This is a genomic window from Saonia flava (assembly GCF_011927795.1).
Taxonomy (GTDB): domain Bacteria; phylum Bacteroidota; class Bacteroidia; order Flavobacteriales; family Flavobacteriaceae; genus Saonia; species Saonia flava.
Genome location: NZ_JAATJJ010000001.1, coordinates 86835 through 110653, shown reverse-complemented (window position 1 = coordinate 110653; position 23819 = coordinate 86835). Strand labels below are relative to the sequence as shown.

The 23819-nt window shown below is 35.3% G+C and carries 21 protein-coding genes; 15 read left to right on the top strand and 6 right to left on the bottom strand.

Going from position 1 to position 23819, the window contains the following annotated elements:
• Nucleotides 1-51 precede the first annotated feature (51 nt).
• The 4 genes from GGR42_RS00545 to GGR42_RS00530 are packed head-to-tail and all read right to left on the bottom strand — an operon-like array spanning nt 52 to nt 3706.
• Nucleotides 52-390, bottom strand: a complete 339-nt coding sequence (locus GGR42_RS00545; RefSeq protein ID WP_167959785.1) for a DUF2853 family protein — start codon at nt 388-390, stop codon at nt 52-54.
• A gap of 40 nt (nt 391-430) precedes the next feature.
• Entirely contained in the window at nt 431-2188 is a 1758-nt protein-coding gene (gene menD, locus GGR42_RS00540) for a 2-succinyl-5-enolpyruvyl-6-hydroxy-3-cyclohexene-1-carboxylic-acid synthase (protein WP_167959783.1), read from the bottom strand.
• A 38-nt stretch (nt 2189-2226) separates the two neighbouring features.
• A complete protein-coding gene (locus tag GGR42_RS00535) occupies nt 2227-3282 on the bottom strand; it encodes a chorismate-binding protein (protein ID WP_167959781.1) in 1056 nt (351 codons plus the stop codon).
• A 1-nt stretch (nt 3283) separates the two neighbouring features.
• Nucleotides 3284-3706, bottom strand: coding sequence for a PaaI family thioesterase (locus tag GGR42_RS00530; RefSeq protein WP_167959779.1), 423 nt, complete (start codon nt 3704-3706; stop codon nt 3284-3286).
• Nucleotides 3707-3777: 71 nt separating this feature from the next.
• Between GGR42_RS00530 and GGR42_RS00525 the strand changes: the two genes are divergently transcribed.
• The 3 genes from GGR42_RS00525 to GGR42_RS00515 all read left to right on the top strand — a co-directional run bounded on the left by GGR42_RS00525 (nt 3778) and on the right by GGR42_RS00515 (nt 5978).
• Nucleotides 3778-4422 (top strand): alpha/beta hydrolase, encoded by a 645-nt coding sequence (locus tag GGR42_RS00525; RefSeq protein WP_167959777.1) that lies wholly within the window; start codon nt 3778-3780, stop codon nt 4420-4422.
• Nucleotides 4419-4973, top strand: a complete 555-nt coding sequence (locus tag GGR42_RS00520) for a GNAT family N-acetyltransferase (RefSeq protein WP_167959775.1) — start codon at nt 4419-4421, stop codon at nt 4971-4973. Before GGR42_RS00525 ends, GGR42_RS00520 begins: the two co-directional genes overlap by 4 nt.
• 195 nt (nt 4974-5168) lie before the next feature.
• A complete protein-coding gene (locus GGR42_RS00515; RefSeq protein ID WP_209023907.1) occupies nt 5169-5978 on the top strand; it encodes a hypothetical protein in 810 nt (269 codons plus the stop codon).
• Nucleotides 5979-6027: 49 nt separating this feature from the next.
• On the opposite strand, the gene GGR42_RS00510 is transcribed toward GGR42_RS00515, so the two are convergent.
• Complete coding sequence (locus tag GGR42_RS00510; protein ID WP_167959773.1) at nt 6028-6957, bottom strand: hypothetical protein; 930 nt, start codon at nt 6955-6957, stop codon at nt 6028-6030.
• A gap of 162 nt (nt 6958-7119) precedes the next feature.
• Here GGR42_RS00510 and GGR42_RS00505 point away from each other — a divergent pair, with 162 nt between their 5' ends.
• Nucleotides 7120-7827, top strand: a complete 708-nt coding sequence (locus tag GGR42_RS00505; RefSeq protein WP_167959771.1) for a Bax inhibitor-1/YccA family protein — start codon at nt 7120-7122, stop codon at nt 7825-7827.
• 80 nt (nt 7828-7907) lie between these two features.
• Here GGR42_RS00505 and dnaK read toward each other — a convergent pair whose 3' ends face one another.
• Nucleotides 7908-9815: a molecular chaperone DnaK gene (dnaK, locus tag GGR42_RS00500; protein WP_167959769.1), complete on the bottom strand. Its 1908-nt coding sequence runs from the start codon at nt 9813-9815 to the stop codon at nt 7908-7910.
• A gap of 525 nt (nt 9816-10340) precedes the next feature.
• Here dnaK and GGR42_RS00495 point away from each other — a divergent pair.
• The 11 genes from GGR42_RS00495 (at nt 10341) to GGR42_RS00440 (ending at nt 23453) form a co-directional block, all read left to right on the top strand.
• Nucleotides 10341-11603: a MutS-related protein gene (locus GGR42_RS00495; RefSeq protein WP_167959767.1), complete on the top strand. Its 1263-nt coding sequence runs from the start codon at nt 10341-10343 to the stop codon at nt 11601-11603.
• A 536-nt stretch (nt 11604-12139) separates the two neighbouring features.
• Entirely contained in the window at nt 12140-12757 is a 618-nt protein-coding gene (locus GGR42_RS00485) for a protein kinase family protein (protein WP_167959763.1), read from the top strand.
• A gap of 558 nt (nt 12758-13315) precedes the next feature.
• Entirely contained in the window at nt 13316-13723 is a 408-nt protein-coding gene (locus tag GGR42_RS00480; protein ID WP_209023906.1) for a hypothetical protein, read from the top strand.
• A 364-nt stretch (nt 13724-14087) separates the two neighbouring features.
• Entirely contained in the window at nt 14088-14834 is a 747-nt protein-coding gene (locus GGR42_RS00475; RefSeq protein ID WP_167959759.1) for a DUF6794 domain-containing protein, read from the top strand.
• A 277-nt stretch (nt 14835-15111) separates the two neighbouring features.
• On the top strand, nt 15112-15987 hold the full coding sequence (locus GGR42_RS00470) for a carboxypeptidase-like regulatory domain-containing protein (protein ID WP_167959757.1): 876 nt from the start codon (nt 15112-15114) through the stop codon (nt 15985-15987).
• A 636-nt stretch (nt 15988-16623) separates the two neighbouring features.
• Complete coding sequence (locus GGR42_RS00465) at nt 16624-17151, top strand: tetratricopeptide repeat protein (RefSeq protein ID WP_167959755.1); 528 nt, start codon at nt 16624-16626, stop codon at nt 17149-17151.
• 571 nt (nt 17152-17722) lie between these two features.
• Nucleotides 17723-18112 carry a hypothetical protein gene (locus tag GGR42_RS00460; protein ID WP_167959752.1) on the top strand — a complete coding sequence of 130 codons (390 nt, stop codon included), beginning with the start codon at nt 17723-17725 and terminating at the stop codon, nt 18110-18112.
• Nucleotides 18113-18717: 605 nt separating this feature from the next.
• Nucleotides 18718-19392: an SIMPL domain-containing protein gene (locus tag GGR42_RS00455; protein ID WP_167959751.1), complete on the top strand. Its 675-nt coding sequence runs from the start codon at nt 18718-18720 to the stop codon at nt 19390-19392.
• A 502-nt stretch (nt 19393-19894) separates the two neighbouring features.
• Nucleotides 19895-20674, top strand: coding sequence for a DUF6090 family protein (locus GGR42_RS00450; protein ID WP_167959749.1), 780 nt, complete (start codon nt 19895-19897; stop codon nt 20672-20674).
• A 242-nt stretch (nt 20675-20916) separates the two neighbouring features.
• Nucleotides 20917-22008 (top strand): Fic family protein, encoded by a 1092-nt coding sequence (locus GGR42_RS00445; RefSeq protein WP_167959747.1) that lies wholly within the window; start codon nt 20917-20919, stop codon nt 22006-22008.
• A gap of 365 nt (nt 22009-22373) precedes the next feature.
• A complete protein-coding gene (locus GGR42_RS00440; RefSeq protein ID WP_167959745.1) occupies nt 22374-23453 on the top strand; it encodes a serine hydrolase domain-containing protein in 1080 nt (359 codons plus the stop codon).
• Nucleotides 23454-23819: the final 366 nt, after the last annotated feature.

The window sequence follows — 23819 nt, the reverse complement described above, 5'->3', positions numbered from 1 at the left end:
TATAAAAAAAGCCGTTCTAATTGAACGGCTTTAATAGTATATTAAATTTTACTAGTATATTGACTCCTTGCCAAAATGCTTGGTCAATAAATAATAGACAACAGCCCTATATTTATTTCTTTCAGAAGAACCATATTTTTCAATAACCGAATTAATTCCTTCCATAAGTTTTGGAGAATCACTTAAGCCCAACTTCTTTATCAAAAAATTATTTTTAACCGTTTCCAACTCTTTTTCGTCCGAACCTGATACTGTTGAGGCATCACGATTATATATTGATGGCCCGCAACCAATTGTAACTTTGGTCAACAAATCCATATCTGGAGTAACTCCAATTTTATTTTTCAAATCAGAAGCATACTTTTCAATTAATTCGTCTCTTTTACTCATAATTATTAATGTTTGTTAAGTGTTTAATAAATTTATTCTTCTAAGATATAAAATCAAAATAACTAAGCAAAATTTTATCATTTAATAATCTAGGGGTCTTTATCTCCAAAAGTTTAGGGCTACTGGACTTTTCATAAAATGTTGACAATGCAGTATTTAATGAGTTGTCATCCCATGCTAAAATATATTCAAAACCATACATCTTGGCAAGATGGGAAGCGTTCAGTTTATGACTCGTTTCAAAATAATTCCTATACTCTTCTGTATCTTCTTTGCCGGGCAATATTCTAAAAATTCCTCCACCTTCATTATTGATCAATAGTATCCTAAAGGTTGGCAAAATATAGTTGTTCCACAAGCCATTACTGTCATAAAAGAAACTCAAATCGCCTGTTATTAACAAAGTAGGAGCTTCATTGTAAATAGATGAACCTATGGCCGTAGAAGTGCTGCCATCAATCCCACTTGTTCCCCTATTACAAAAAACATGCAATGATGATTTAAAATCGAACAATTGTGTGTATCTCACTGTAGAGCTATTTGCGAGCTGCACTTGATACCCATTTGGAATACATTTTATTAAATCGTTAAATACGAATAAGTCTGAGAAGGGAATCTTGGAAAGGTACTCGCTTCTTCGTGCCACATATTTTTTTTTGATTTCTAGCCAATGCTCCAAATATTCACTGTCCATTGAATGGGCAACATCCAAAAAACTATTAAAAAATGAATTTACATCCATTTTAAAATGATGAGTTAGGCTAAAAAAGGTATTGTATGCCTTTTTAGTACCAACATGCCAATGGTTTTTGGGTTTATATCGCCTTAGGAATGCCTTTATTTTCTTTGAAACAATAAGCCCACCAAAAGTCAATAAAATATCTGGTTGCAACTCTTTAAAAAGCTTCTCTTTTTCACTGGATTTTTCAATGGGGGCAATAATACTGTCAATACTTGGAAACAAATTAGGGTGATGAAGATTTGAGGTGGTTTCTGTAAATATTAGTAGAGAAGTATCCTCAGCCAGTTCGTCCAAAAATTGCTGTTCCATACTATTTGGGGGGCTGGCACCTACTAAAACCATTTTCTTTACTGATGAGTTCCAAATTTGGGCATACTCTTTAAAATCAGTTTCAACGGTTTTTTTTCCTATTTCCCTTAAAACTACCAAAGGGGTAACCGTACTATTTTCTACCAAATCATACAAGGGCTCTTCAAAAGGTACGTTTATGTGTACCGGAGAGTTGTCTCCAATGGCAATATTAAGAGCCCTATTTAATTCATTGTCATTATACGATTGCACCTGCTCCTGCCCTGCCAAACTGTTTTCTAAATTGGAAAACAAAGCATTATTTTCCTTTTTAAGCTTTTCTGTTGCATGCAAAATATCCAACTTTAAATTTGCTGAATATCCAATATGATTTTGAAATACATTTTCTTGGCGTATGGTCTGCCCATCGCCAATATCAATCTTATGGTTGGGCCTATCTGCAGAAATAACAACTAAGGGAATATCACTATAAAAAGCTTCGGCAATTGCAGGATAATAATTCAACAAGGCGCTCCCGGAAGTACAAACTAGAATAACTGGTTCTTGAATATTTTGAGACATTCCCAAAGCAAAAAAACCGGCACAACGCTCATCCACAATACTAAAGCACCTAAAAAAGGAATCCTTGGTAAAACCTATGGTCAATGGTGCGTTTCTAGATCCCGGGGAAATAACAATATTTTTAATATTGTTTGCCTTACAGTGATGCACAACGGTCTGCGCAGAAGGAATGCTGGAATATTTCATTAAGGACAAAAGTACAACGCCTTATATTTTAAACCCAATCATTTAAAAAAATTAATAATATTGAGCATTGTTTCTGCCTTTATATTGGTTTCTTTCCATTCTTTTTCTGGTATGGATGCTTTTGTGATACCTCCACCTACATATATAAATGCCATACTTTTAACCAATTTCAAGCAGCGAAGATTTACAAACAAATGACTCTCATTACTATCTTCACCAAAATTTACCTCTCCCAAAAAGCCCGTATAATACTCTCTATCATAATTTTCATGCGTAAGAATAAAAGCTTTTGAATTAGACTTGGGAAGTCCACATACGGCAGGGGTTGGGTGCAATGCTTCAACCGTTTCTTTTAGTCCAATGGTGATTTCTCCTGATATATTACTCCGTAAATGCCATAAATTTCCAGCCCTAACCGATTCAGGTTTGGAAACCGTCATTCCCTTGAGGTTGTCTCTTAGATTGTCAGAAATATATTGAGTCACCAATTCCTGCTCATTGAGTTCCTTCTCTCCCCATACAGGCTCCAGATTGGCTTTGTACTCCAAAGTACCCGCCAATGACATGGTACTAAACTTTTTGCCATTGGCAGTTAAAAGTGTCTCTGGAGTAGCCCCTATCCATAGCCCAACTTTGGGATGGTACCAGATATAACAAAAAGTGTTTTTATATCTTTTTAGAAGCAAAAGGAATAAGGAAAGTGGGGCGGTATCGCAGGGAACTTCAATCTTTCGGGACACTACAACTTTTTCAAAAGATCCTTGCTTAATTTCGTTGATTGCCCTAGTCACCAAATCTATATGAAACTCCTTCTGATGTTTATCCCCCGTAGCAAATGGATATTTATCAATAGCTACTTCCATTTTCGGGTTGTATTCTACCTCCTCAATTCTGTCAATCTTTATCCTTATGGGGTGTTCATCATCGAATGCACCAAAAATAAATCCATTTTTAGTAAATTCTGTAAACCTGTGAAGTTGGTCATTTTCTTGGAAAATTGCCTTGACCTTAGTTTGGTTAGGTTTCCTATAAACAACAAAAGGTAATTTGAGCGAATATTGCCCATCAACTTTTTCTAAAAACTGGGAGAACATATTACTTTTTAGGCAATGAAATAGTGGTGAGTTTACAAACGGAAATTAAGTCATCATTGTCATTGGTTATTTTAATTTCCCAAAGTTGGGTGGTCCTTCCCTTGTGCAATATTACGGCCTTGGCATAGACAAAACCCTCTTTCACACTTTTTACATGGTTTGCGGCAATTTCTATTCCACGAACAAAAAACTCTTGCCCATTTAAAAAAATGTAAGATGCGGCACTACCAACACTTTCGGCAAGGGCAACGGACGCTCCTCCGTGCAATACCCCATCTGGTTGGTAAACTTTGGGAGTTACCGGCATTTTTGCAACCAAGAAATTCTCACCTACATCAATGTATTCAATATCCAAAGTCTCCATTAAGGTTCCTTTGCGGGTTTCATTACAAATGTTTAAGATTTTATCTCGATATTCGTCCATGAATTCATTTTTTGTAAAATTAAGCATTCCCTAATCAATAAAAGCAAATACAATCCTATTGATTTTAATCTATGGAAACTTCTGAAAAGCAAATTACATATACATCCACAAATTCATATTCTTATTTAAATGGGCTTTCCGAGAAGACTAAAAATGTTTGGTTGGTCTTTCATGGAATTGGTTATTTAAGTCGGTATTTCCTTAAGTATTTTAATGAATTACCATCGGAGGAAAACTATATAATTGCACCGCAAGCTCCCTCTAAATACTACTTAAACAATCAATACAAACATGTTGGTGCCAGCTGGCTTACTAAAGAGAGTACCGTTCAGGAAATGGAGAATCTTCATGGCTATATAAATGCAGTTTTTAAAGCAGAGAAAATACCTCCCCATTGCAATCTTATTGTTTTTGGTTTTTCTCAGGGAGTCTCCATTGCTTCCAGATGGGTAGCTAAAAACAAAATTGAATGCAACCAACTTATTCTCTATGCGGGTGGCATTCCCAATGAGTTGACTTCTAGTGATTTTGATTTTCTGGAAGAAAAAACCTCTGTCACCGTCATTATGGGGGACAAAGATGAATATTTAACAGAAGAACGTTTGAGAACAGAAAAACAAAAGATTGAAATTTTGTTCAAAGGAAAGGCCAAACAGATTACTTTTGATGGAGGACATGAAGTAAAAAAAGAAATTGTAAATAGTCTAGTGAAATGAATTTCTCTCCAATTGTATTAGAAAATGACTATGTAAAAATCTCTCCCCTAACCATGGAGAACTATCACTTTTTAATCCCTATAGCCTCCCAAAAAAAGCTGGTGCAGTATTCACCATCTGATATTGAAACTCCAGAGGCCTTGAAAAATTATGTTGAAACCGCCCTACAACTTCAAGAGCAAGAATTGGCCATCCCTTTTGTTATATTCGATAAAACAAATAAAAAGTATGCAGGCAGTACGCGTTATATGCGCATTGACCGGAAGAACAAAGTCCTGGAAATTGGTTCAACTTGGATAGGTAGAGAATTTCAGGGAACCGGACTTAATGGACATATGAAATTTCTAATGTTGAACTATGCTTTTACTACCATGGGGTTTGAGAAAGTGGAATTCCGCGTGGATGAGCGGAATATGGCCTCCAGGAAGGCTGTTGAGAAACTAGGAGCCGTACTCGAGGGCGTATTGCGCAAAAATGTTTATTTACTGGATGGCTATAAAAGAAATACCTGTCTCTATGGTATCTTAAAGGAAGAGTGGAGTTCCAAATAACCTTTAACTTTTGCAACAGGAGCAATACAAACTATTTAAGTTTTTTCCCTGTCAGTATTTTTCTTCTCAACTATATAGGCAACTACACAACAAAGATTAAGCTGTTTACCACATTTTTTTTATAATTAATCTAAGATTCCCAATCTTGCGCCACCCGGACCTAAATCTATTAAACTAGAAAACCTAAACCGTGTTATGAAGAATTTTACATTAATTTTATTCTTTTCCTTACTAACCACCTCTTTTCTTTCTGCAAATTGTGACACAGCATATTCAGCAGCAACCTACGCAGTAGCACATACCAAAAGAGCCTTAAATGCAGATAATTTTGACCATCAAAAATATTATGCGGAAAGAGCATTGGAGGCTTTTGAAAAAGCTGAAGGACTAATTACCAACTGCGGATGTAACAAAGCCCTAAATCCAATTATAGACGGCATAGACCAATTAAAAAGCGCTATTGACCCAGAAGATTGGGACATGGGCAGGTATCACACCAAAAGGGCATTTGGTTATGCACAGGATGTTTTAACAACAATGGACGTCTGTTCTGGAAACAACAATGCTCCAAATAATTCTGTAGATCCTGATTTGATAGAAAACATAGTGGATCAGAACCTTACGGAAGAACAAAAAAGATTGGCTGAAGAACAAAAAAAGTTGTTAAAACAACAACAGATTCTTGAGCAAAAAATTGAAGAGCAAAAAATCTTAGCGGAACAGGCAAAAGTTAATCGCCAAATTGAACTGGAAGAACAATTGCGACTTAAAAGAGTAGCCGAACAGTCTTTGGACGATTTGGAACGAAAAATCAAAGAATTGGCAATTATATATGGATGCGACAATACGCAATCTCTTATCAATGGTTATAAATCCAGAAAAGATGAAGTATTGAACAATGAGACGTTAGAAGAGACTAAAAACTATTATTTGCAGCAAACCATATCATTACAAGCAAAAGCAATGGAAATGTTTAAAAAATGCGTTTCCAATCCTTCAAAATAAAAGCTATGGCACAGTGTTTAAAAGGGCATATTTAATTATATGTCCTTTTTTATTTTTCCTGGGTTACCTCAACTTGGGCATAATATTCTATTTTCCTAGTGGTATAGGCATTATCCGGAGTTCTTATTTTCTTGATCCAATTTTGGTGAGGTTCCCCATCGTATTGATAAATAAATTTCTTTATATCCTCCGTTCCTTCTCTATTGGATTTTAAACCACTTATCATCCCCTTTTCATTGTAACTGTACTGTAATTTCTCTGCGGGAACAAATCCTTTGGTTACAGTATCATAAGTAAACTTAGTTTCGGAAATTAATTTTTGGTCATCACCAAATATTTCTTCCGACGCCTTTATGGGATTGCCTTCCAAAAACTCTTTTGTTAAAACAGTCCTCATAATTTTCCCGTTCTTCTTTTTCTTTTCGGATGTCCTAATGGATTTTTGCACCACTCCGTTCAAAAGGTACGATGTTGTGCTTTCCCCCTTATAGATGGTATAATCTACGACTGTCTCATCTACTCCATCATTATTTGTCTTCTTTATGGATACCAGCCTGTTGTCCCCATCATATATATATTCATATTGATCCAGCGCCTCATTGCTATAGGAAAATATTTTTTCTGTTACTTTTCTGTTTTGGGTAGTATCTATTTCATAAAAATTTGCAATGGATGTACTCTCATCAAACTCCCCATCTATATAATTTTCGACCCTTTTTTCCATAAGCTCCCCGCTGTCATATTTATAATGGGTCGTTGTGTAATCCGAGTCGTTGTAACGGGTTACCAATTTTGTTAAGTACCCCTTTTCATCAAAATCAAACTCCTCCTTACCATAATCGGTCATGACCAGGCAAGATTTTACATCTCCCTTTAGGTCAAAATCATTTAGGGTAAAAATCCGTACTTCTTGGGAATACAATAAAGTATTCATCCAACAAAAAACAAATAGAAAAGTAATGGTGTAGTGCTTTTTCATACTTCAAAATTAGTCTTTAAAACCTCATTATGGAAAAAAAACCGACCAAATGAAGGGGGAGGAAAATTCTCAAAATCGAATATATTTACTGTTGGACTACAAAATGCAATAAAAACCTTACTACGCCAGTTGAACTAAATTGAATAACCTAAACTTAATTTTATGGAAAACAATGAACCCAAAGTGATTCAATTAGTTAGTGACCTAACAGATGAATCAAGAGTTGCATTTTATAAGAAAACCTATTCCCATTTGGCGGGTGCAGTGTTATTATTTATACTGGTGGAAACCTTGTTTTTTCAAGTTGAAGCCATTGTAAATCTAGCTTTATCCTTAACTGGTGGTTATAGTTGGCTTCTTTTGCTTGGAGGATTTATGCTAGTGACCAACTATGCGGAAAAAATGGCCTTAAAGAGTGACAACCTAAAAACGCATTACGCAGGCCTGGTTTTATATGTTATAGCAGAAGCTTTTATTTTTATTCCATTAATCTTTATTGCCATGGTCATGGCGGATGGTGGTGCCTTTAGCATTCTTAACCAAGCGGCTGTATTGACCCTATCTTTGTTTACAGGATTGTCTGCAGTTGTTTTTTTGACCAAAAAAGATTTTTCTTTCTTAAAATCTGCTCTAACCATTGGTTTTTTTATAGCATTAGGGTTAATTATAGCAGGAACCTTGTTCGGGTTTAACCTTGGGCTATGGTTTAGCGTTGGGATGGTTGTGCTGGCTTCTGGTTCTATTCTTTACCAAACTTCCAACATGATACATAAATACCAAGAGCATCAATATGTAGCTGCCTCTTTAGGGTTGTTTGCTTCTCTTATGCTTTTGTTTTGGTATATCCTTAGTATACTATCTAGAGATTAAATACATCTAAACTTTTATAAAATAAAAACCCGCAGTTTTACTGCGGGTTTTTTTATGAAATATAGTTTTCTTTTTAAAGATTACTTCACTTCTTCAAAGTCTACGTCTTCAACATCATCGCCTTCCTTGGGACCTTCACCAGAAGCAGTATCTCCTTCTGGAGCTGCACCACCTTGTTGTGCTTCTGCCTGCGCTTTGTACATTTCTTCCGATGCCACTTTCCAAGTTTCATTGATTTTCTCCAAAGCTGGCGTAATCACAGCCAAATCTTTGCTTTCATAGGCTTTCTTCAACTCTTCCAAAGCATCTTCGATTGGCTTTTTCTTATCATCAGATAATTTATCACCAAACTCTTTTAGTTGCTTTTCTGTTTGGAAGATCATTCCATCTGCCTCATTCAACTTATCGGCTGTTTCCTTGGCAGTTTTATCCGCCTCAGCATTTGCTTCTGCCTCAGCTTTCATTTTCTTGATTTCCTCCTCTGTTAATCCAGAAGAAGCTTCAATACGAATATCCTGAGTTTTGTTTGTTGCCTTATCGGTAGCCGAAACTTTAATAATACCATTGGCATCAATATCAAAGGTTACCTCAATCTGTGGTGTTCCCCTTTGTGCTGGTGGAATACCGTCCAAATGGAAACGACCAATTGTTTTGTTGTCCGCCGCCATAGGTCTTTCCCCTTGCAGCACATGGATTTCCACTGATGGCTGATTATCCGCTGCTGTTGAGAACACTTGTGATTTCTTTGTTGGAATCGTTGTATTGGCGTCTATCAACTTAGTCATTACACTACCCATAGTTTCTATACCTAAAGAAAGAGGTGTAACATCCAATAACAATACATCTTTAACGTCTCCTGTTAATACACCACCTTGGATAGCTGCGCCAACTGCAACCACCTCGTCCGGGTTTACCCCTTTTGATGGTTTTTTACCAAAGAATTTTTCTACCGCTTCCTGTACAGCAGGTATTCTTGTGGAACCACCTACCAAGATGATCTCATCAATATCACTTTTAGACAGACCAGCTGCTTTTAAAGCAGTTTGGCAAGGCTCAATGGTCCTTTTTACCAAATCATCTATCAATTGCTCAAAAGTGGCCCTTGTCAAGGTACGTACCAAGTGCTTGGGGCCTGATGCCGTTGCCGTTACGTATGGCAAGTTTATTTCTGTCTGTGCAGAAGAGGACAATTCAATTTTTGCTTTTTCTGCAGCCTCACGTAAACGTTGCAATGCCATGGCATCTTCTCGTAAATCCATAGACTCGTCTTTCTTGAACTCCTCGGCCAACCAGTCAATTATTTTTTGGTCCACATCGTCACCCCCTAAGTGGGTATCTCCGTCTGTTGCCAATACCTCGAAAACTCCGTCTCCCAATTCCAGGATGGAAACATCATGTGTACCCCCACCAAAATCGAATACTACAATTTTTTGGTCTGTATCTTTTTTGTCCATTCCGTACGCCAAAGATGCCGCTGTAGGCTCATTGATAATACGTTCTACGGTAAGACCTGCAATTTCCCCCGCTTCTTTGGTAGCTTGTCTCTGCGCATCGTTAAAGTAAGCAGGTACCGTAATTACGGCACGTGTTACATCTTGTCCCAAATAGTCCTCGGCCGTTTTCTTCATTTTCTGAAGAATCATGGCAGACAATTCCTGTGGCGTGTACAAACGGCCATCTATATCCACTCTTGGAGTATCGTTATCCCCTTTTACCACTTTATAGGGTACTCTATCTGCCTCTTTTTTGGACTCGGAGAATTTGTTCCCCATAAAACGTTTTATGGAGTAAATGGTCTTGTGCGGATTTGTTACCGCTTGTCTTTTTGCTGGATCCCCTACCTTGATCTCCCCACCTTCTACAAAGGCAATGACAGATGGAGTGGTTCTTTTTCCTTCTGCATTAGGAATTACAACGGGCTCGTTACCTTCCATTACGGAGACACAAGAGTTGGTTGTTCCTAAATCTATTCCTATAATTTTACTCATGTTTATGTTTTAAATAATTAGTGCGTTCTGTTTTTTACTCGGTATTGGAATGACAAACAATATGCCAAGGGAGAAAAACTGACAGGATGTCATTTATAAGTTGACAAAGCCTATAATTGCGTATAGGAAGGATATTGAACCTACAAAACCAGTTCACAGAAAATTCAAGGGTTTTTTACAGAAAGTATGTTTTTATTGGATACATGAATTCCCAATACGGTAAAATCCAAAAGATACGGCCTCATTAGCTATAACCGGTCTACTACTATGGTAGATGCCCTACATAACCCGGGGTTACGATATTGGTCTGGCACAAAAGAATATTTGTCAACATTCATATGTGTATTTTGTATATCAGTAATTTACTATATGAATTTGATATACAAAATAACCAATTACATAAATCTTTCTTATTGTCTGTTTTTACTGGCTTTACAAAATATATTGTATTTTGTGGGTAAATCCAAAACTTGCATATATTTATGTGTTGTAAGCCATTTAAAAAACATCCATCTAAGAATTATAATGAACAATTTGAAAGACTTAAATATTGAAAAAGAACTCTTACCATTGTTCGACTATTCTTTAAATATGTTCGCCAAGGAAAAAATTATTGGAATTTTAAAAACACCTTTAGAATCGACAACCAAAATTGTTACTCGCCAGAATATTTTAAAAGGGTTTACCGCCAACAATCAAATTCTTAAAGACTATTCATATACCGTTTTATACTTAAATGAAGTCCATTATTTTTTAAACGACGAAAAAATAGAGGACTTATCCCAAAAAAAATTAAAGTATAAACTATTTGCTTCCAAACAAGAAAAAACTCGATATACAAGTAAGTTCAATCAACTAATATTATTCTTTCATCGCTTAGAATCAAGGTACTTTACACGACTAAAATTAAATCAATTTCCAGAAGAATATGCTTCCGAAATTAAAGAAATTTTAAAATTTCTATCAAGTTTTGAACTTTTCAAATATGAGCATATTATCCGAGAGAAAAGGTTAAAGGACAAACACGTTATAGAATTAACAGAAAAAATAAAAACCCTTAAAGAAACAGATTTGATTAAGCCTTTTTGGAAAAATTTATTTCTGTTTGAGGCTTATCTATCAATCAATTTAGGGATTAATAAAAACAACTTTACATTTCCAAATTTTGACAAGGAACATATTAAACTAAAAGACTTTTATCATCCATTAATCAACAAACCTGTAAAGAACGATTTTGAAACCGAGAGCAACGTGATTTTATTGAATGGACCTAATATGTCAGGTAAGTCAACTTTCCTAAAAGCTGTTGGACTCTGCATATATTTTGGACATTTAGGAATTGGAATACCTGCGTCTTTTGGAGAAATTCCGTTTTGCAATCGCTTTTCAATAGAAATTAATAGACGGGATGACATTCTAAATGGTTACAGTCATTTTATGACAGAAGTAATTAATCTCAAAAACGTTGTTAAAAACGCAGCAAATGGAAAAAAATGTTTTGCAATTTTCGATGAACTGTTTAGTGGTACAAATGTAGAAGATGCTTTCGAGATTTGCCAAACAACAATAAATGGTCTGAGTAAATTTAAAAATTCCTATTTTTTTATATCAACTCACATTCAGGAACTGAAAAATATTTCCAATGACCAAATATCAAATTATTACATTGTTTGTGAACTTATAGAGGACAAACCAACCTTTACTTATAAACTAAAAAAGGGTTGGTCAGACATTAAAGTTGGTCGGATTTTATTCGATAAAGAAGGATTAAATAAATTATTAAACTAAATAAAATGCGTAAAAAACGGCTTACAACACCGTATAAAAATAATTGCGGTTTAGTCCTTAATCAATGGTTGTTGCGTGTTTGTAACGTCTGATTTTCCTTCGGAAAATCCTCGCATACAAACCCGCAACTATTCTTATACATAAACGTTATGCCCAAGCTTAGGAGCGAACTGCAAAAGTGAAACTTATGGATTTTAACAGAGAATTAATAGAAAGAGCACATAAGAATTCGAGTTTACATAAAGCTGAGATACTCAATAGTGATATTTGCGGATGTTTCTATTGTTTAAAGACTTCAAAGCCTAATGAGATTGTAGAGTGGATTGATACTGATAATCCTAAAAGTGCGACCGCATTGTGTCCCCACTGTGATATAGATTCATTGATAGGTTCTGCCTCTGGGTTTCCAGTTGATAATGAAGATTTCTTAAAAGCAATGAATAAGTTTTGGTTCTAATATGGATTATTATAAAGCTGGATATTATTTGATTAAAACTCGAAAGATTGATTTCGGGACTTTTATTGGCAAAAAGGTTTTGACATGTAGCAACTGCATAAATGATAGTTTGTTGGATTCATTTTCAAGACCATGGACTATTCGTGAAAATGATAAAGATGAAGTGAATAAGAATTTTAACATTAATTCCGAGACACTAAATCACATACATTCTTGGACTGATAAAAAGGATATTGAGAACAAGATTGGTTTTCCAGAGTTGTTTTACAACATTGATTCTGTCAGAGAATATCGAGATAGATTCTTCTCACACATAAAGGAATCTATGATTTTAGGAATTTACCTTCCACTGTCGGAAATGGATAATCTGATTGAGGAATTTGAACCTCAAGGTGAGAATATGGGTGAAATTGGATTAAGGTATAAACTGAGGAATCGAGAACATGATAACGACAATGGAAAATTACTAGGGTATGATTTAATTGGAGTTGAATCTGGCGGCGGATTTCATACATTTCATTGCCACGATTTACACGGAGACTTAAAACGTGATTTAGAAATAGAACTCAACGATTATGGATTAATTGACAATGATACAAAATGGAAAGAACTTGTTGATTATATGAACGACGAAGATAAAGGATTTGAACCTGTTCCGTGGTATTTTGCGAAAATTAAACTGATTGATAATGAATAAAAGCCAGGGCATAACAATGTATAAAAATAATAGCCAGGATTGTAGTAAATTCAAGGGTTGTAGCCCGCTTCAACTTTTTTGTAACTTGACAGGAAAGTACCACGCAGTTGGCTACTATTCTTATACTAACCGATGATGTCGAATACGCCTGCGGCGTACTTTTGCTGCACTGCTACCGCAGCCTATGCACCAAAAGCCAGTCGACATCATCGCCGCGCTCTGTCAGATTGCCAAATCCGTAGGATAAGGGACCTTTTTGCCAAGATCGCCGCAACGGCTCATCTACTCGACACATCAAGACGCTATATACAATCTGGTCGACCAATTTTATTCCCAATACCGCAAAATCCATAAGATACGGCCACTATGTGGCCTTCTTGAGGCCTGTTATTTGGGACACGGTGACCAAAAAATGACAAGTTCCCAAACAACAGTCATGCGATTTTGCTATATTTCCTTAAAATTAGCCGGACTTCACATAGCGCGGCGTTGGCAAACATTATGAATAACTCAACTAGAATATTTTTTTGCGTACTGTTCTTAATTTCAGTTAATGTAATGGCTCAAACAAATAACTTAACTGAACACTCGGTGATTAAGCCTATTAAGCATCTAAAACTGCTATTGGAAAAAAATGAAACTACCAATTTTCAAGTTCAAATAATTAATCGACATAACGGAGAATACAGAATAAATTCATTAATCGAATTGGATAAGGATAAAGTATCTATAAAAAGCCATATAAACGATATGACTAACACCTCTTCTGATATAAATCTAAATTATTCGAAAGATAAGTTTATCGAAAAGTTAGAGAATCTTTTAACGCACACTGGTGATTTTTATATTCTCGCTGGTCACTATCAAAATATACAAATAGAACAAGGAAGCACTATTGTTGAGTATTTGACACGTGATGCTCATGGGTTAATAAATTTGTTAAATAGAGATGATAAGTCAAACTGATAAAAAATAACGTTAGCCAACAACGCATCCTATGAAAAGCCCTAGTCCAGTTCTCTAAAGTTAAATAATATTTTCTTTTTGCCAAGATCGCCGCAACGGCTCATCTACTCGACACATCAGGACGCTATATACAATCTGGTCGGCTAATTTTAAGGAAATACCGCAAAATCCATAAGATACGGCCACTATGTGGCCTTCTTGGGGCCTGTTATTTGGGACACGGTGACCAAAAAATGACAGGTTCCCAAACAACAGTCATGCGATTTTGCTATATTTCCTTAAAATTAGCCACCAGCGCTCCAACCCGCACACTGCTTTCGCAGATGTCGTACATAGCGCGGCGTTGCCAGTAATTTAAGAAAAATTGAGAAACCTAATAATAATTCTTACTATATTTTGCCTTCTATCTTGTAATAGAAAGGATGAAATTCCAAAAGAGCTGAATTACTCTTTTGAGTACTTAAACGAAGTTTGGAGTGCGGAAGATATAGAGCATTTTAAAAACATAAAGGAAAACGATACAACACCTAATGATTTGCACTTTGGAATTGGATTACACTTGAGAAACAATTTATTACGACGTCACGCTAAATCGGACTCCATCGTGTCGTATTTCAATTCATTAGGAATAACTCACTATGATTATATGTCTGGATTAATATTATATTCTTATCATCAATATCTGAATGATGAAAACGTTTATATTCAAGATAAAGTGAACGAAATAATTGAAAGCGAAAAGCCATATATTGAATGTGCGAAAGAACAGAAAATTATAGGTTTAGAAAAATATAATAGTTACCAAATAAATGACACTATCAATGTCAAAATGCCTGTTAGCGAATATAATAGTGTTGTGGATTATTCTTGTCCGAACTTAGACTGGGATTTTAACTCATCAAAGGACTTATCAGTTGACGGAATAATTACTGGGAAATATTTTGAAGATGACTCAAAAGAACCGGTTATAAAGGTCAAAATTTTGAACAAAAACCACCAACTGACTGAAATTATGATGGAGGAGGTGAACGTTGGAGACGAATTTGAAGTATGGCTAGAAGAAACTGCGTGGAAGATAAAAACTACTGGCAACAATGCCTATAGCAAATAGGGCGAAAAGTGTTATCTTCAAAGGCTTGGGCGTGTTTGTTAAGTCCGCCAAATCTTTTGGATTTGGCTTTTAAAATGAAAAAGATAAAAACAAAAAGCTTTGGCTCGTAGACCAGACTGAAACGAAAAGTTTCCTTGCCTGCCCTACTTGCCATAGCCATGACCGTTGTAATGCATTTTGCACATACTTTCCCTAACCCAAACTATGGTTTTACTCAATATGACTTTTTCTATGTTATAAGTTGAAATATATTAGGTAGAAATAAAACCATCCTATTTTGAAAAAAACTATTCTCTTTGCATTTCTTATTGTCAGCGGTATTTCTTTCAGTCAGTCAAAAGAATATACTGGGGTAGTGATGTTAAAAAGTGACAAAGAGCCATTACCTGGTGTTAATGTGATTATTAAGGGCACACAAAACGGGACCGCAACAGACTTTGACGGAAAATTTAAAATCATTGTGCCTGATTCTCTTGACGTCTTGACTTTTTCATATATTGGCTTTCAAGCTCTTGAATTCAAACTAGGGGAGAAAAGAAATCTTGAAATTTTCATAAAAGAGGACTGCAATATTGATTGGTTCGACGAACGACATATTGGGTTCTATTTAAATAGTGGGCTTGTTAATAATCCTGTCGGAGGGCAGTTTCACTTCTCATTTACACCAAATTATAGTTGGCCGACTGTTAAGACTGGTGTTAGTTACCAAACCAACCTTAAAGAAAATAGGTTTTTGAAGGCTTACATAAATTTACACCACCTTTTTGTTAGCTGTGATTTTAACGCCGACTTTAATTCCTCCCTTAGAAACTTGGACTATAACAATAATATAGAGCTATCCGCATATTCAGCAGAAACAAGCCTAAATTTCAACAGGATTAGTGCGATTATTGGCGTAAGCTCTATTGACTTTAGTAAAACATCAGAAAATAAAAGTATTAAATCAGTTGGACCAACGTTTGGACTTGCAACTTGGGTAGGACAACCATTTTTAATATCGATATCTGCGAAAACGACAATCTATAAAAACTTGAGTGAATATCAAGCCGAAATTAAAAAACAGTATAAAGGGGTATATGGGTTTCTAAAATATTATAAAGTAAATGACTTCAGCGAATTGAGTTTAGGAATTGGAATTGAATTCAGTTATTGAAAAAACGCATTACAACAATACCTATAATTAATTGCTATGGATTTTCCTCACGGAAAATCTTTCTCAATTATTAGTAACTTTAAACCTACGCTGGAAATATCCTAACGGACATTTCCGCAACTAATCATAGCCTAACCGATGATGTCGAATACGCCTGCGGCGTACTTTTGTTGCACTGCTACCGCAGCCTACGCACCAAAAGCCAGTCGACATCATCGCCGCGCTCTGTCAGATTGCCAAATCCGTAGGATAAGGGACCTTTTTGCCTAGATCGCCGCAACGGCTCATCTACTCGACACATCAAGACGCTACCTGCCCGTCCGGCAGGCGGGTATACAATTTATTCACTGTTGCTTTTTATTTCACGGGTGTTCATCGGTCGCTGCGCTCGGTGGCACGGCAAATTTTATTCCCAATACCGCAAAATCCATAAGATACGGCCACTATGTGGCCTTCTTGAGGACTGTTATTTGGGACACGGTGACCAAAAAATGACAAGTTCCCAAACAACAGTCATGCGATTTTGCTATATTTCCATAAAATTAGCCACCAGCGCTCCAGCCCGCACACTGCTTTCGCAGATGTCGTACATAGCGCGGCGTTGTGCAACATTTGACCAAAATATCCTGAAAAATTATGTTTACACCAATTATAAGAATTGTACTTGTTATAATTAGCTTAATTGCGGCTGCATATTTTTACTCAAAAGAGGATTTTGTAAATATGTCAATGATGTTAATAGCAGGTGGACTTTTTATTTACGGATATTTCAAATACGGAACTGTTTATGCTGCTTTTCAACAAATAAAAAAAGACAACGTAAAAAAAGCAGAAGAACTGATTTCTAAAATCAAAAATCCAGATAAACTGACTAAAGGACATAAGAGTTATTACTACTTTACAACTGGAATTATTGCTTTAGAGAAAAAGGAATTTGAAAAAAGCCATTCTGATTTGACTCAAGCATTGGATATAGGTTTAAGAACTGAAAATGATAAATCAATCGTATTATTGAATTTGGCTAATGTCGAACTATTGAGAGAAGATTATAATAAAGCGATTGAATACATTAAAAAAGTAAGGCAACTTAAATTAAAACCATTAGTCGAATCGGAAACAAACCGAATTGAAAAAGAAATAAAAACGTTGCACAACAATGTATAACCGCAATTACGGCGGATTCGACTACGTCCGAATCCACTCGGAATTGCTAAAGTTAGTGTTAAGCCGAAAATAAACGCTAATTTAACCCGTAACTGACGGTTATACGTGACCGATGATGTCGAATTATTCATTGATTTTATTATTTTTAAAAGTATTCATCGGTCGCTACGCTCGGTCGCCTGCGGCGTACTTTTGTTGCACTGCTAACGCAGCCTACGCACCAAAAGCCAGTCGACATCATCGCCGCGCTCTGTCAGATTGCCAAATCCGTAGGATAAGGGACCTTTTTGCCAAGATCGCCGCAACGGCTCATCTACTCGACACATCAGGACGCTATATACAATCTGGTCGGCAAATTTTATTCCCAATACCGCAAAATCCATAAGATACGGCCACTATGTGGCCTTCTTGAGGCCTGTTATTTGGGACACGGTGACCAAAAAAAGACAGGTTCCCAAACAACAGTCATGCGATTTTGCTATATTTCCTTAAAATTCGCCACCAGCGCTACAACTCGCACACTGCTTTCGCAGATGTCGTACATAGCGCGGCGTTGTAAAACATTTACGAAATGAAAATAGGATACAAAAAGAAACAACTGAATGTGAATTTAATTTTAGGACTAGTATGGTTAATTTGGTTCTTTGTCGGAGTTTTTGGAAAAGAAGAACCGAATTGGACTGACTATGGATGGATTATAATTTCTCTAATGTATTTAGGACTCTACTTTTACCAAAAAAAGTATAAATATTTGACAGTCGAAAACGGAATTATTAATATAAATGGACCGTTTGGAAAAAAACTAAATCTGACTGAAATAAAACGAATTAAAAAGTTTGCGGGAGATTATATCTTAAAAACGGACAAAAAGGAATTGACCATTAATACGCAGATAATTGAACCGAATTCACTCGCTGAATTAAATACGGAATTGGAAAAACTAAACGTGGAATGGAATTAAAAAACGTTTTACAACAATGTATAACCGCAATTACGGCGGATTCGACTACGTCCGAATCCACTCGGAATTGCTAACGTCAGTGTTAAACTGAAAATTAACGCATATTAACCCGTAACTGACGGTTATACGAGACCGATGATGTCGAATTATTCATTGATTTTTATTGTTTTTAGAAGTATTCATCGGTCGCTACGCTCGGTCGTCTGCGGCGTACTTTTGTTGCACTGCTACCGCAGCCAACACACCAAAAGCCAGTCGACATCATCACCGCGCTCTGTCAGATTGCCTAATCCGTAGGATAAGGGACCTTTTTGCCAAGATCGCCGCAACGGCTCATCTACTCGACACATCAGGACGCTATATACAATCTGGTCGACCAATTTTATTCCCAATACCGCAAAATCCATAAGATACGGCCACTATGTGGCCTTCTTGAGTCCTGTTATTTGGGACACGGTGACCAAAAAATGACAAGTTCCCAAACAACAGTCATGCGATTTTGCTATATTTCCTTAAAATTAGCCTCCAGCGCTCCAACCCGCACACTGCTTTCGCAGATGTCGTACATAGCGCGGCGTTGTACACAATATAAAAAACCATCAAAAATGAAGAAAATAATATACCTGTTTATACTTATTACCAATTTTGGATTTGGTCAAAGTGGACTTATTGAAATAGAAATTAAAGATTCTATAAGAATGAAACCAATCAATTTTGAATATAATGTTCAAATAAGTGAATCCAAATTTAATCGCTATGATGAAAATGGAGCGATTGGCAAGGATTCTGCTAAGATAAAAATGCAAGAAAAGTATAAGGAGCTTGAATTATTTCTTGAAAACAAAAATTATAAAATCCGACCTTTAAATAACTCTGAATTTCAAATTCACGATTTTGCGGGATTTTGGAAATTAGGATTTGCCGTTGAACTGAATACCTCTAAACAGTTGGAAAAACTGACGACTGAATTGAAAACGTTAGACTATATAACAGGTTCAGTAGGGGTAATTGAATACGGAGATACAGAATTGGACGAAAAAAGGTTGTTTTCAAAAATTTTAGAAAAAGCAAATAAAAAAGCACAAATGATTGCTAGTCTTACTGGACAAAAATTAGGTAAGATTATCGAAGTTAGAGAAGGAAAAGAAGTTGATAATATTAGTATTAATATCAAAGACGTTTACTTAAGTGCTCTTCAAAATAAAAATTGGGATGTTAATAAAAACATCATATTTGGACAGGAATGGAAAACAGTAGTTATTAAATTTAGTACGGAATAATACTGTGTACAACAAAACCTAAACGTAATACGGACTTTAGGGCTAAATCGAAAGGTCTGTGTATATTTATGATGTCGCTAAATCTTATGGATTTAGCTTTGGAACAAAAAAAAGAAAAAGCAAAACAATAAGCTTTAGCTACGGTGGCAGACGGAAACGAAAAGTTTCCTTGCCCCCCGCACTACGCTTAGCCCAACCGATGATGTCGAATTATTCATTGATTTTTATTGTTTTTAAAAGTATTCATCGGTCGCTACGCTCGGTGGCACGGCAAATTTTATTCCCAATACCGCAAAATCCATAAGATACGGCCACTATGTGGCCTTCTTGAGGCCTGTTATTTGGGACACGGTGACCAAAAAATGACAAGTTCCCAAACAACAGTCATGCGATTTTGCTATATTTCCTTAAAATTAGCCACCAGCGCCCCAGCCCGCACACTGCTTTCGCAGATGTCTTACATAGCGCGGCGTTGTGCTTCATTATCAGAAACCAATAACCAATGATAAAATTCTTTAGAAAAATTAGACAAAAAATGCTTATAGAAAATAAGTTTAGCAAGTATATGCTTTATGCCATTGGCGAAGTTATTCTTGTAGTTATTGGAATTCTAATTGCTCTTCAAATCAATAATTGGAATCAAAAAAAAACGGAACACAAGATCGAACAGGGTTATATTTCTTCATTAATTGAAGACACAAAAACAGATTTGTCCAATTTTAAAAATGCAATTGCTCTAAATGAAGAACGTATTAATAATCTGGATTCACTAGCATTAAGTTGTTATAGTTATAATATAAATGACAATAAAGACCCTGAGCTTATAATTTTGTATGTAAAAAGCCTTGTGCGCCCTGATTTTGTTACCCAAACTGACAGAACCTTATCGCAGCTGAAAAATTCTGGAGGTATGCGGTTAATAGAGGATAAAACTAAAATAGATGCTATTATAACATATGAAGAATCTTTTGAAAGGCTATATAACCAGCAAGTCTGGTATGAAGGAGGATTAAAAGATTTAGTTAATGCCGGAGTTCCTGTTTTCAATTATAAGTATATCCCAGTATCTAAAAATTTTATTTTTAGTGAAGAAACTTTTTTGAAGACTGCACGCTTGCTTAGAACAGATAACAGATTGATTGTTGAATTAGGTAATAGAGCAAGTATTTATAATATGCTTACCTCTTCCTATCTTAATTATTTAGAAGAAGGGAAGCAAGAATGTCTTAAACTAATTGATATTTTAGAAAATAAGAATACAACTGTTCAAAAAAATGAATAAAGAAATACTGAAAATAATAACGAAAGCACAACAAAGAACTGAGTTAAAAAACAAGTTCTTTTAAGTTAACCCAGACACATAATTCTTATCATAGGGCATCCCTGGCAAACATTTATCAAAACCTTCAAAAAATGTTTAGAATTCTTATTCCAATCAAATAGAATAATCATTTCCTTATTCCATATTTTTTAGTTTTAATGGAATAACGTATCTTTGAATTCCAATAGACTGGAATAAGAAAAATGATGAAAAACCACAAACTTGAATTATTACCTCCTAAAATCGATTATACTCTTATAATCAAAGAAATAAGTGAAGCAAATAGAGTTTTAGGAAGCTTAAACGGATTGTTGACAAATATTCCTAATCAAAGTTTATTAATTTCACCTCTCCTAACTAAAGAAGCAGTCGCAAGTTCTAAAATTGAAGGTACTCAAGCAACGATTGAAGAAGTATTTAGATACGAAGCAGATGGAAAAAGTTCAGAGAAAGATTCAAAGGAACAAGACATTCGAGAAATTATCAATTATAGAACTGCAATTCATATTGCTATTGAATTATTGAAAAAGAAACCAATTGGAGAAAACTTTATAAAAAAACTTCATTCTATCCTATTAGATTCAGTAAGAGGTACAAATAAGGACAAAGGTAATTTTAGAAAAATCCCTGTATTCATTGGGAAACCAGGTGCTACTATAGATAACGCAATTTTTATTCCACCATCTGCAAAGGAACTGAATGATTTAATATCAAATTGGGGGAAATTTGTGAATTCAATAGATGAACCAGATGTGCTAGTTCAAACGGCAATTGCTCATTATCAATTTGAAGCGATACACCCATTTATGGATGGAAACGGTAGAATAGGGAGATTACTAATACCTATTATGCTTTATGAAAAAGGAATACTCTCATATCCATTACTTTATGTTAGTGAATATTTTGAAAGGAATAGAGATGATTATTATGCTTATTTAAGATTAGTTGATAAGGAGAATGATTGGGAATCTTGGGTTAAATATTTTCTTATATCAATAAAAGAACAAGGTTTAGACACTCAAAATAAGGTTATGAATATGCTTGATTTATATAAATCAGTAAAAGAAAAACTATCAGATTTTAATTCTCAATATGCCATTCATTTACTTGATATAATTTTTGAAAATCCAGTTACTTCATTCAGGAATATAAAAACTAAAATTAATACAAATAGCTATCAAACAATTTATAATCTTTTAGACAAATTTCAGGAAGAAAAAATATTGATAGAAATAACAGGCGGAAAACGAAACAAGATTTATGTCTTTGATGAATTAATGAAAATCATACGTTAAAAAACGATTTGCCAACAAAGAACTGAGGTGAAAAACAAGTTCTTTTAAGTTAATCCAGACACATAATTCTCATCATAAGGCATCCCTGGCAAATTTTATTCCCAATACCGCAAAATCCAAAAGATACGGCCACTATGTGGCCTTCTTGAGGCCTGTTATTTGGGACACGGTGACCAAAAAAAGACAGGTTCCCAAACAACAGTCATGCGATTTTGCTATATTTCCTTAAAATTAGCCGGACTTCACATAGCGCGGCGTTGTACAGCATTTAAAGAAACTATCTTCACAAATTCTATTTTTATTTTTTGTAACCAAATTGTTTGATTTGTCGTCCTACGAATAAATATATTTAGAAATAACAAAAAATGAAAAAAGCACATTATTTAAAGTATCTACTGATTATCATCTTATTCTTTAATTTACAATCTAAAAGCTATGCTCAAAACCTTGAAGCTAAAATTGATAGTTTAATCTTAAATACATTCAAAGATAAAAATGGTCCAGGTGGAGTATTTTTAGTAGCAAAAGCAGGAAAACCTATTTATCAAAAATCAGTCGGAAAAGCCAATCTAGAACTAGATGTTAATTTAACTTCAGAATATGTTTTCGAAATAGGTTCAATGACAAAACAATTTACCGCAATCGCCATTTTAATGCTCTTAGAAGAAGGTAAACTGAATTTGAATGACAATATCACAAAGTATATTCCAGACTACCCTACACACGGAGAAACAATAACAATTCATCATTTATTAAATCACACTTCTGGTATAAAAAGTTTTACAAGAATAAAAGGTTTAAATGATATTGCTAGAAAGGACTTAACACTTCTAGAAGTCATAGACTTCTTTAAAAATGAGCCTATGGATTTTAAACCAGGAGAAAAGTTTAAATACAATAATTCAGGTTACCTCATTTTAGGTTATATCATAGAATCTATATCCAAACAGAGTTATGCTAGTTTTATAGAAGAGCATATATTCAAAAAGCTAGGTATGGATGCGTCGTTATTCGCAAGTCACAGGAAGGTTATAAAAAAACGAGCTTATGGATATCATAAAAAAGAAGACTACATTAACGCAAGGTATATAAGTTTCACAATACCCAGTTCTGCTGGTTCTCTGATGTCTAATGTAAACGATATGTTAAAATGGCAAGAAGCTCTTACTTATAACAAATTAGTAGACAAAAAGATAGCTGATAAAGCATTTACCAATTACACCTTAAATAATGGAGACAAAATAAATTATGGATATGGGTGGCATGTTAAAAAAATAAATGAAAACCTAAGCAGAGAACATGGTGGAAGTATTTTTGGGTTTAAATCTATGGGAGTTTATCTTCCAAATGAAGACATTTATGTTATTGGACTGAGTAATTGCGATTGTAACTCACCAACCAAAATCACACGAAAAATTGCTAAATTGACAGCGGAAATAAATTAAAAAACGCTGTACAACATTGTATCCTATGAAAAGCCCAAGTCCAGTTCTCTAAAGTTAAATAATATTTTCTTTTTGCCAAGATCGCCGCAACGGCTCATCTACTCGACACATTAGGACGCTACCTGGCCGTCCGGCAGGCGGGTATACAATTTATTCACTGTTGCTTTTTATTTCCCGGGTGTTCATCGGTCGCTGCGCTCGGTGGCACGGCAAATTTTATTCCCAATACCGCAAAATCCATAAGATACGGCCACTCTGTGGCCTTCTTGAGGCCTGTTATTTGGGACACGGTGCCCAAAAAATGACAAATTCCCAAACAACAGTCATGCGATTTTGCTATATTTCCTTAAAATTCGCCACCAGCGC

Bases quoted from the DNA above. Each gene is read 5' to 3' on its own strand.
- dnaK (WP_167959769.1), bottom strand. From the start codon at position 9,815: ATGAGTAAAATTATAGGAATAGATTTAGGAACAACCAACTCTTGTGTC.
- GGR42_RS00460 (WP_167959752.1), top strand. From the start codon at position 17,723: ATGAAAATAGGATACAAAAAGAAACAACTGAATGTGAATTTAATTTTA.
- GGR42_RS00480 (WP_209023906.1), top strand. From the start codon at position 13,316: ATGGCTCAAACAAATAACTTAACTGAACACTCGGTGATTAAGCCTATT.
- GGR42_RS00495 (WP_167959767.1), top strand. From the start codon at position 10,341: ATGAACAATTTGAAAGACTTAAATATTGAAAAAGAACTCTTACCATTG.
- menD (WP_167959783.1), bottom strand. From the start codon at position 2,188: ATGAAATATTCCAGCATTCCTTCTGCGCAGACCGTTGTGCATCACTGT.
- GGR42_RS00515 (WP_209023907.1), top strand. From the start codon at position 5,169: ATGAAGAATTTTACATTAATTTTATTCTTTTCCTTACTAACCACCTCT.
- GGR42_RS00465 (WP_167959755.1), top strand. From the start codon at position 16,624: ATGTTTACACCAATTATAAGAATTGTACTTGTTATAATTAGCTTAATT.
- GGR42_RS00530 (WP_167959779.1), bottom strand. From the start codon at position 3,706: ATGGACGAATATCGAGATAAAATCTTAAACATTTGTAATGAAACCCGC.
- GGR42_RS00525 (WP_167959777.1), top strand. From the start codon at position 3,778: ATGGAAACTTCTGAAAAGCAAATTACATATACATCCACAAATTCATAT.
- GGR42_RS00505 (WP_167959771.1), top strand. From the start codon at position 7,120: ATGGAAAACAATGAACCCAAAGTGATTCAATTAGTTAGTGACCTAACA.
- GGR42_RS00455 (WP_167959751.1), top strand. From the start codon at position 18,718: ATGAAGAAAATAATATACCTGTTTATACTTATTACCAATTTTGGATTT.
- GGR42_RS00545 (WP_167959785.1), bottom strand. From the start codon at position 390: ATGAGTAAAAGAGACGAATTAATTGAAAAGTATGCTTCTGATTTGAAA.
- GGR42_RS00510 (WP_167959773.1), bottom strand. From the start codon at position 6,957: ATGAAAAAGCACTACACCATTACTTTTCTATTTGTTTTTTGTTGGATG.
- GGR42_RS00450 (WP_167959749.1), top strand. From the start codon at position 19,895: ATGATAAAATTCTTTAGAAAAATTAGACAAAAAATGCTTATAGAAAAT.
- GGR42_RS00440 (WP_167959745.1), top strand. From the start codon at position 22,374: ATGAAAAAAGCACATTATTTAAAGTATCTACTGATTATCATCTTATTC.
- GGR42_RS00535 (WP_167959781.1), bottom strand. From the start codon at position 3,282: ATGTTCTCCCAGTTTTTAGAAAAAGTTGATGGGCAATATTCGCTCAAA.
- GGR42_RS00520 (WP_167959775.1), top strand. From the start codon at position 4,419: ATGAATTTCTCTCCAATTGTATTAGAAAATGACTATGTAAAAATCTCT.
- GGR42_RS00445 (WP_167959747.1), top strand. From the start codon at position 20,917: ATGATGAAAAACCACAAACTTGAATTATTACCTCCTAAAATCGATTAT.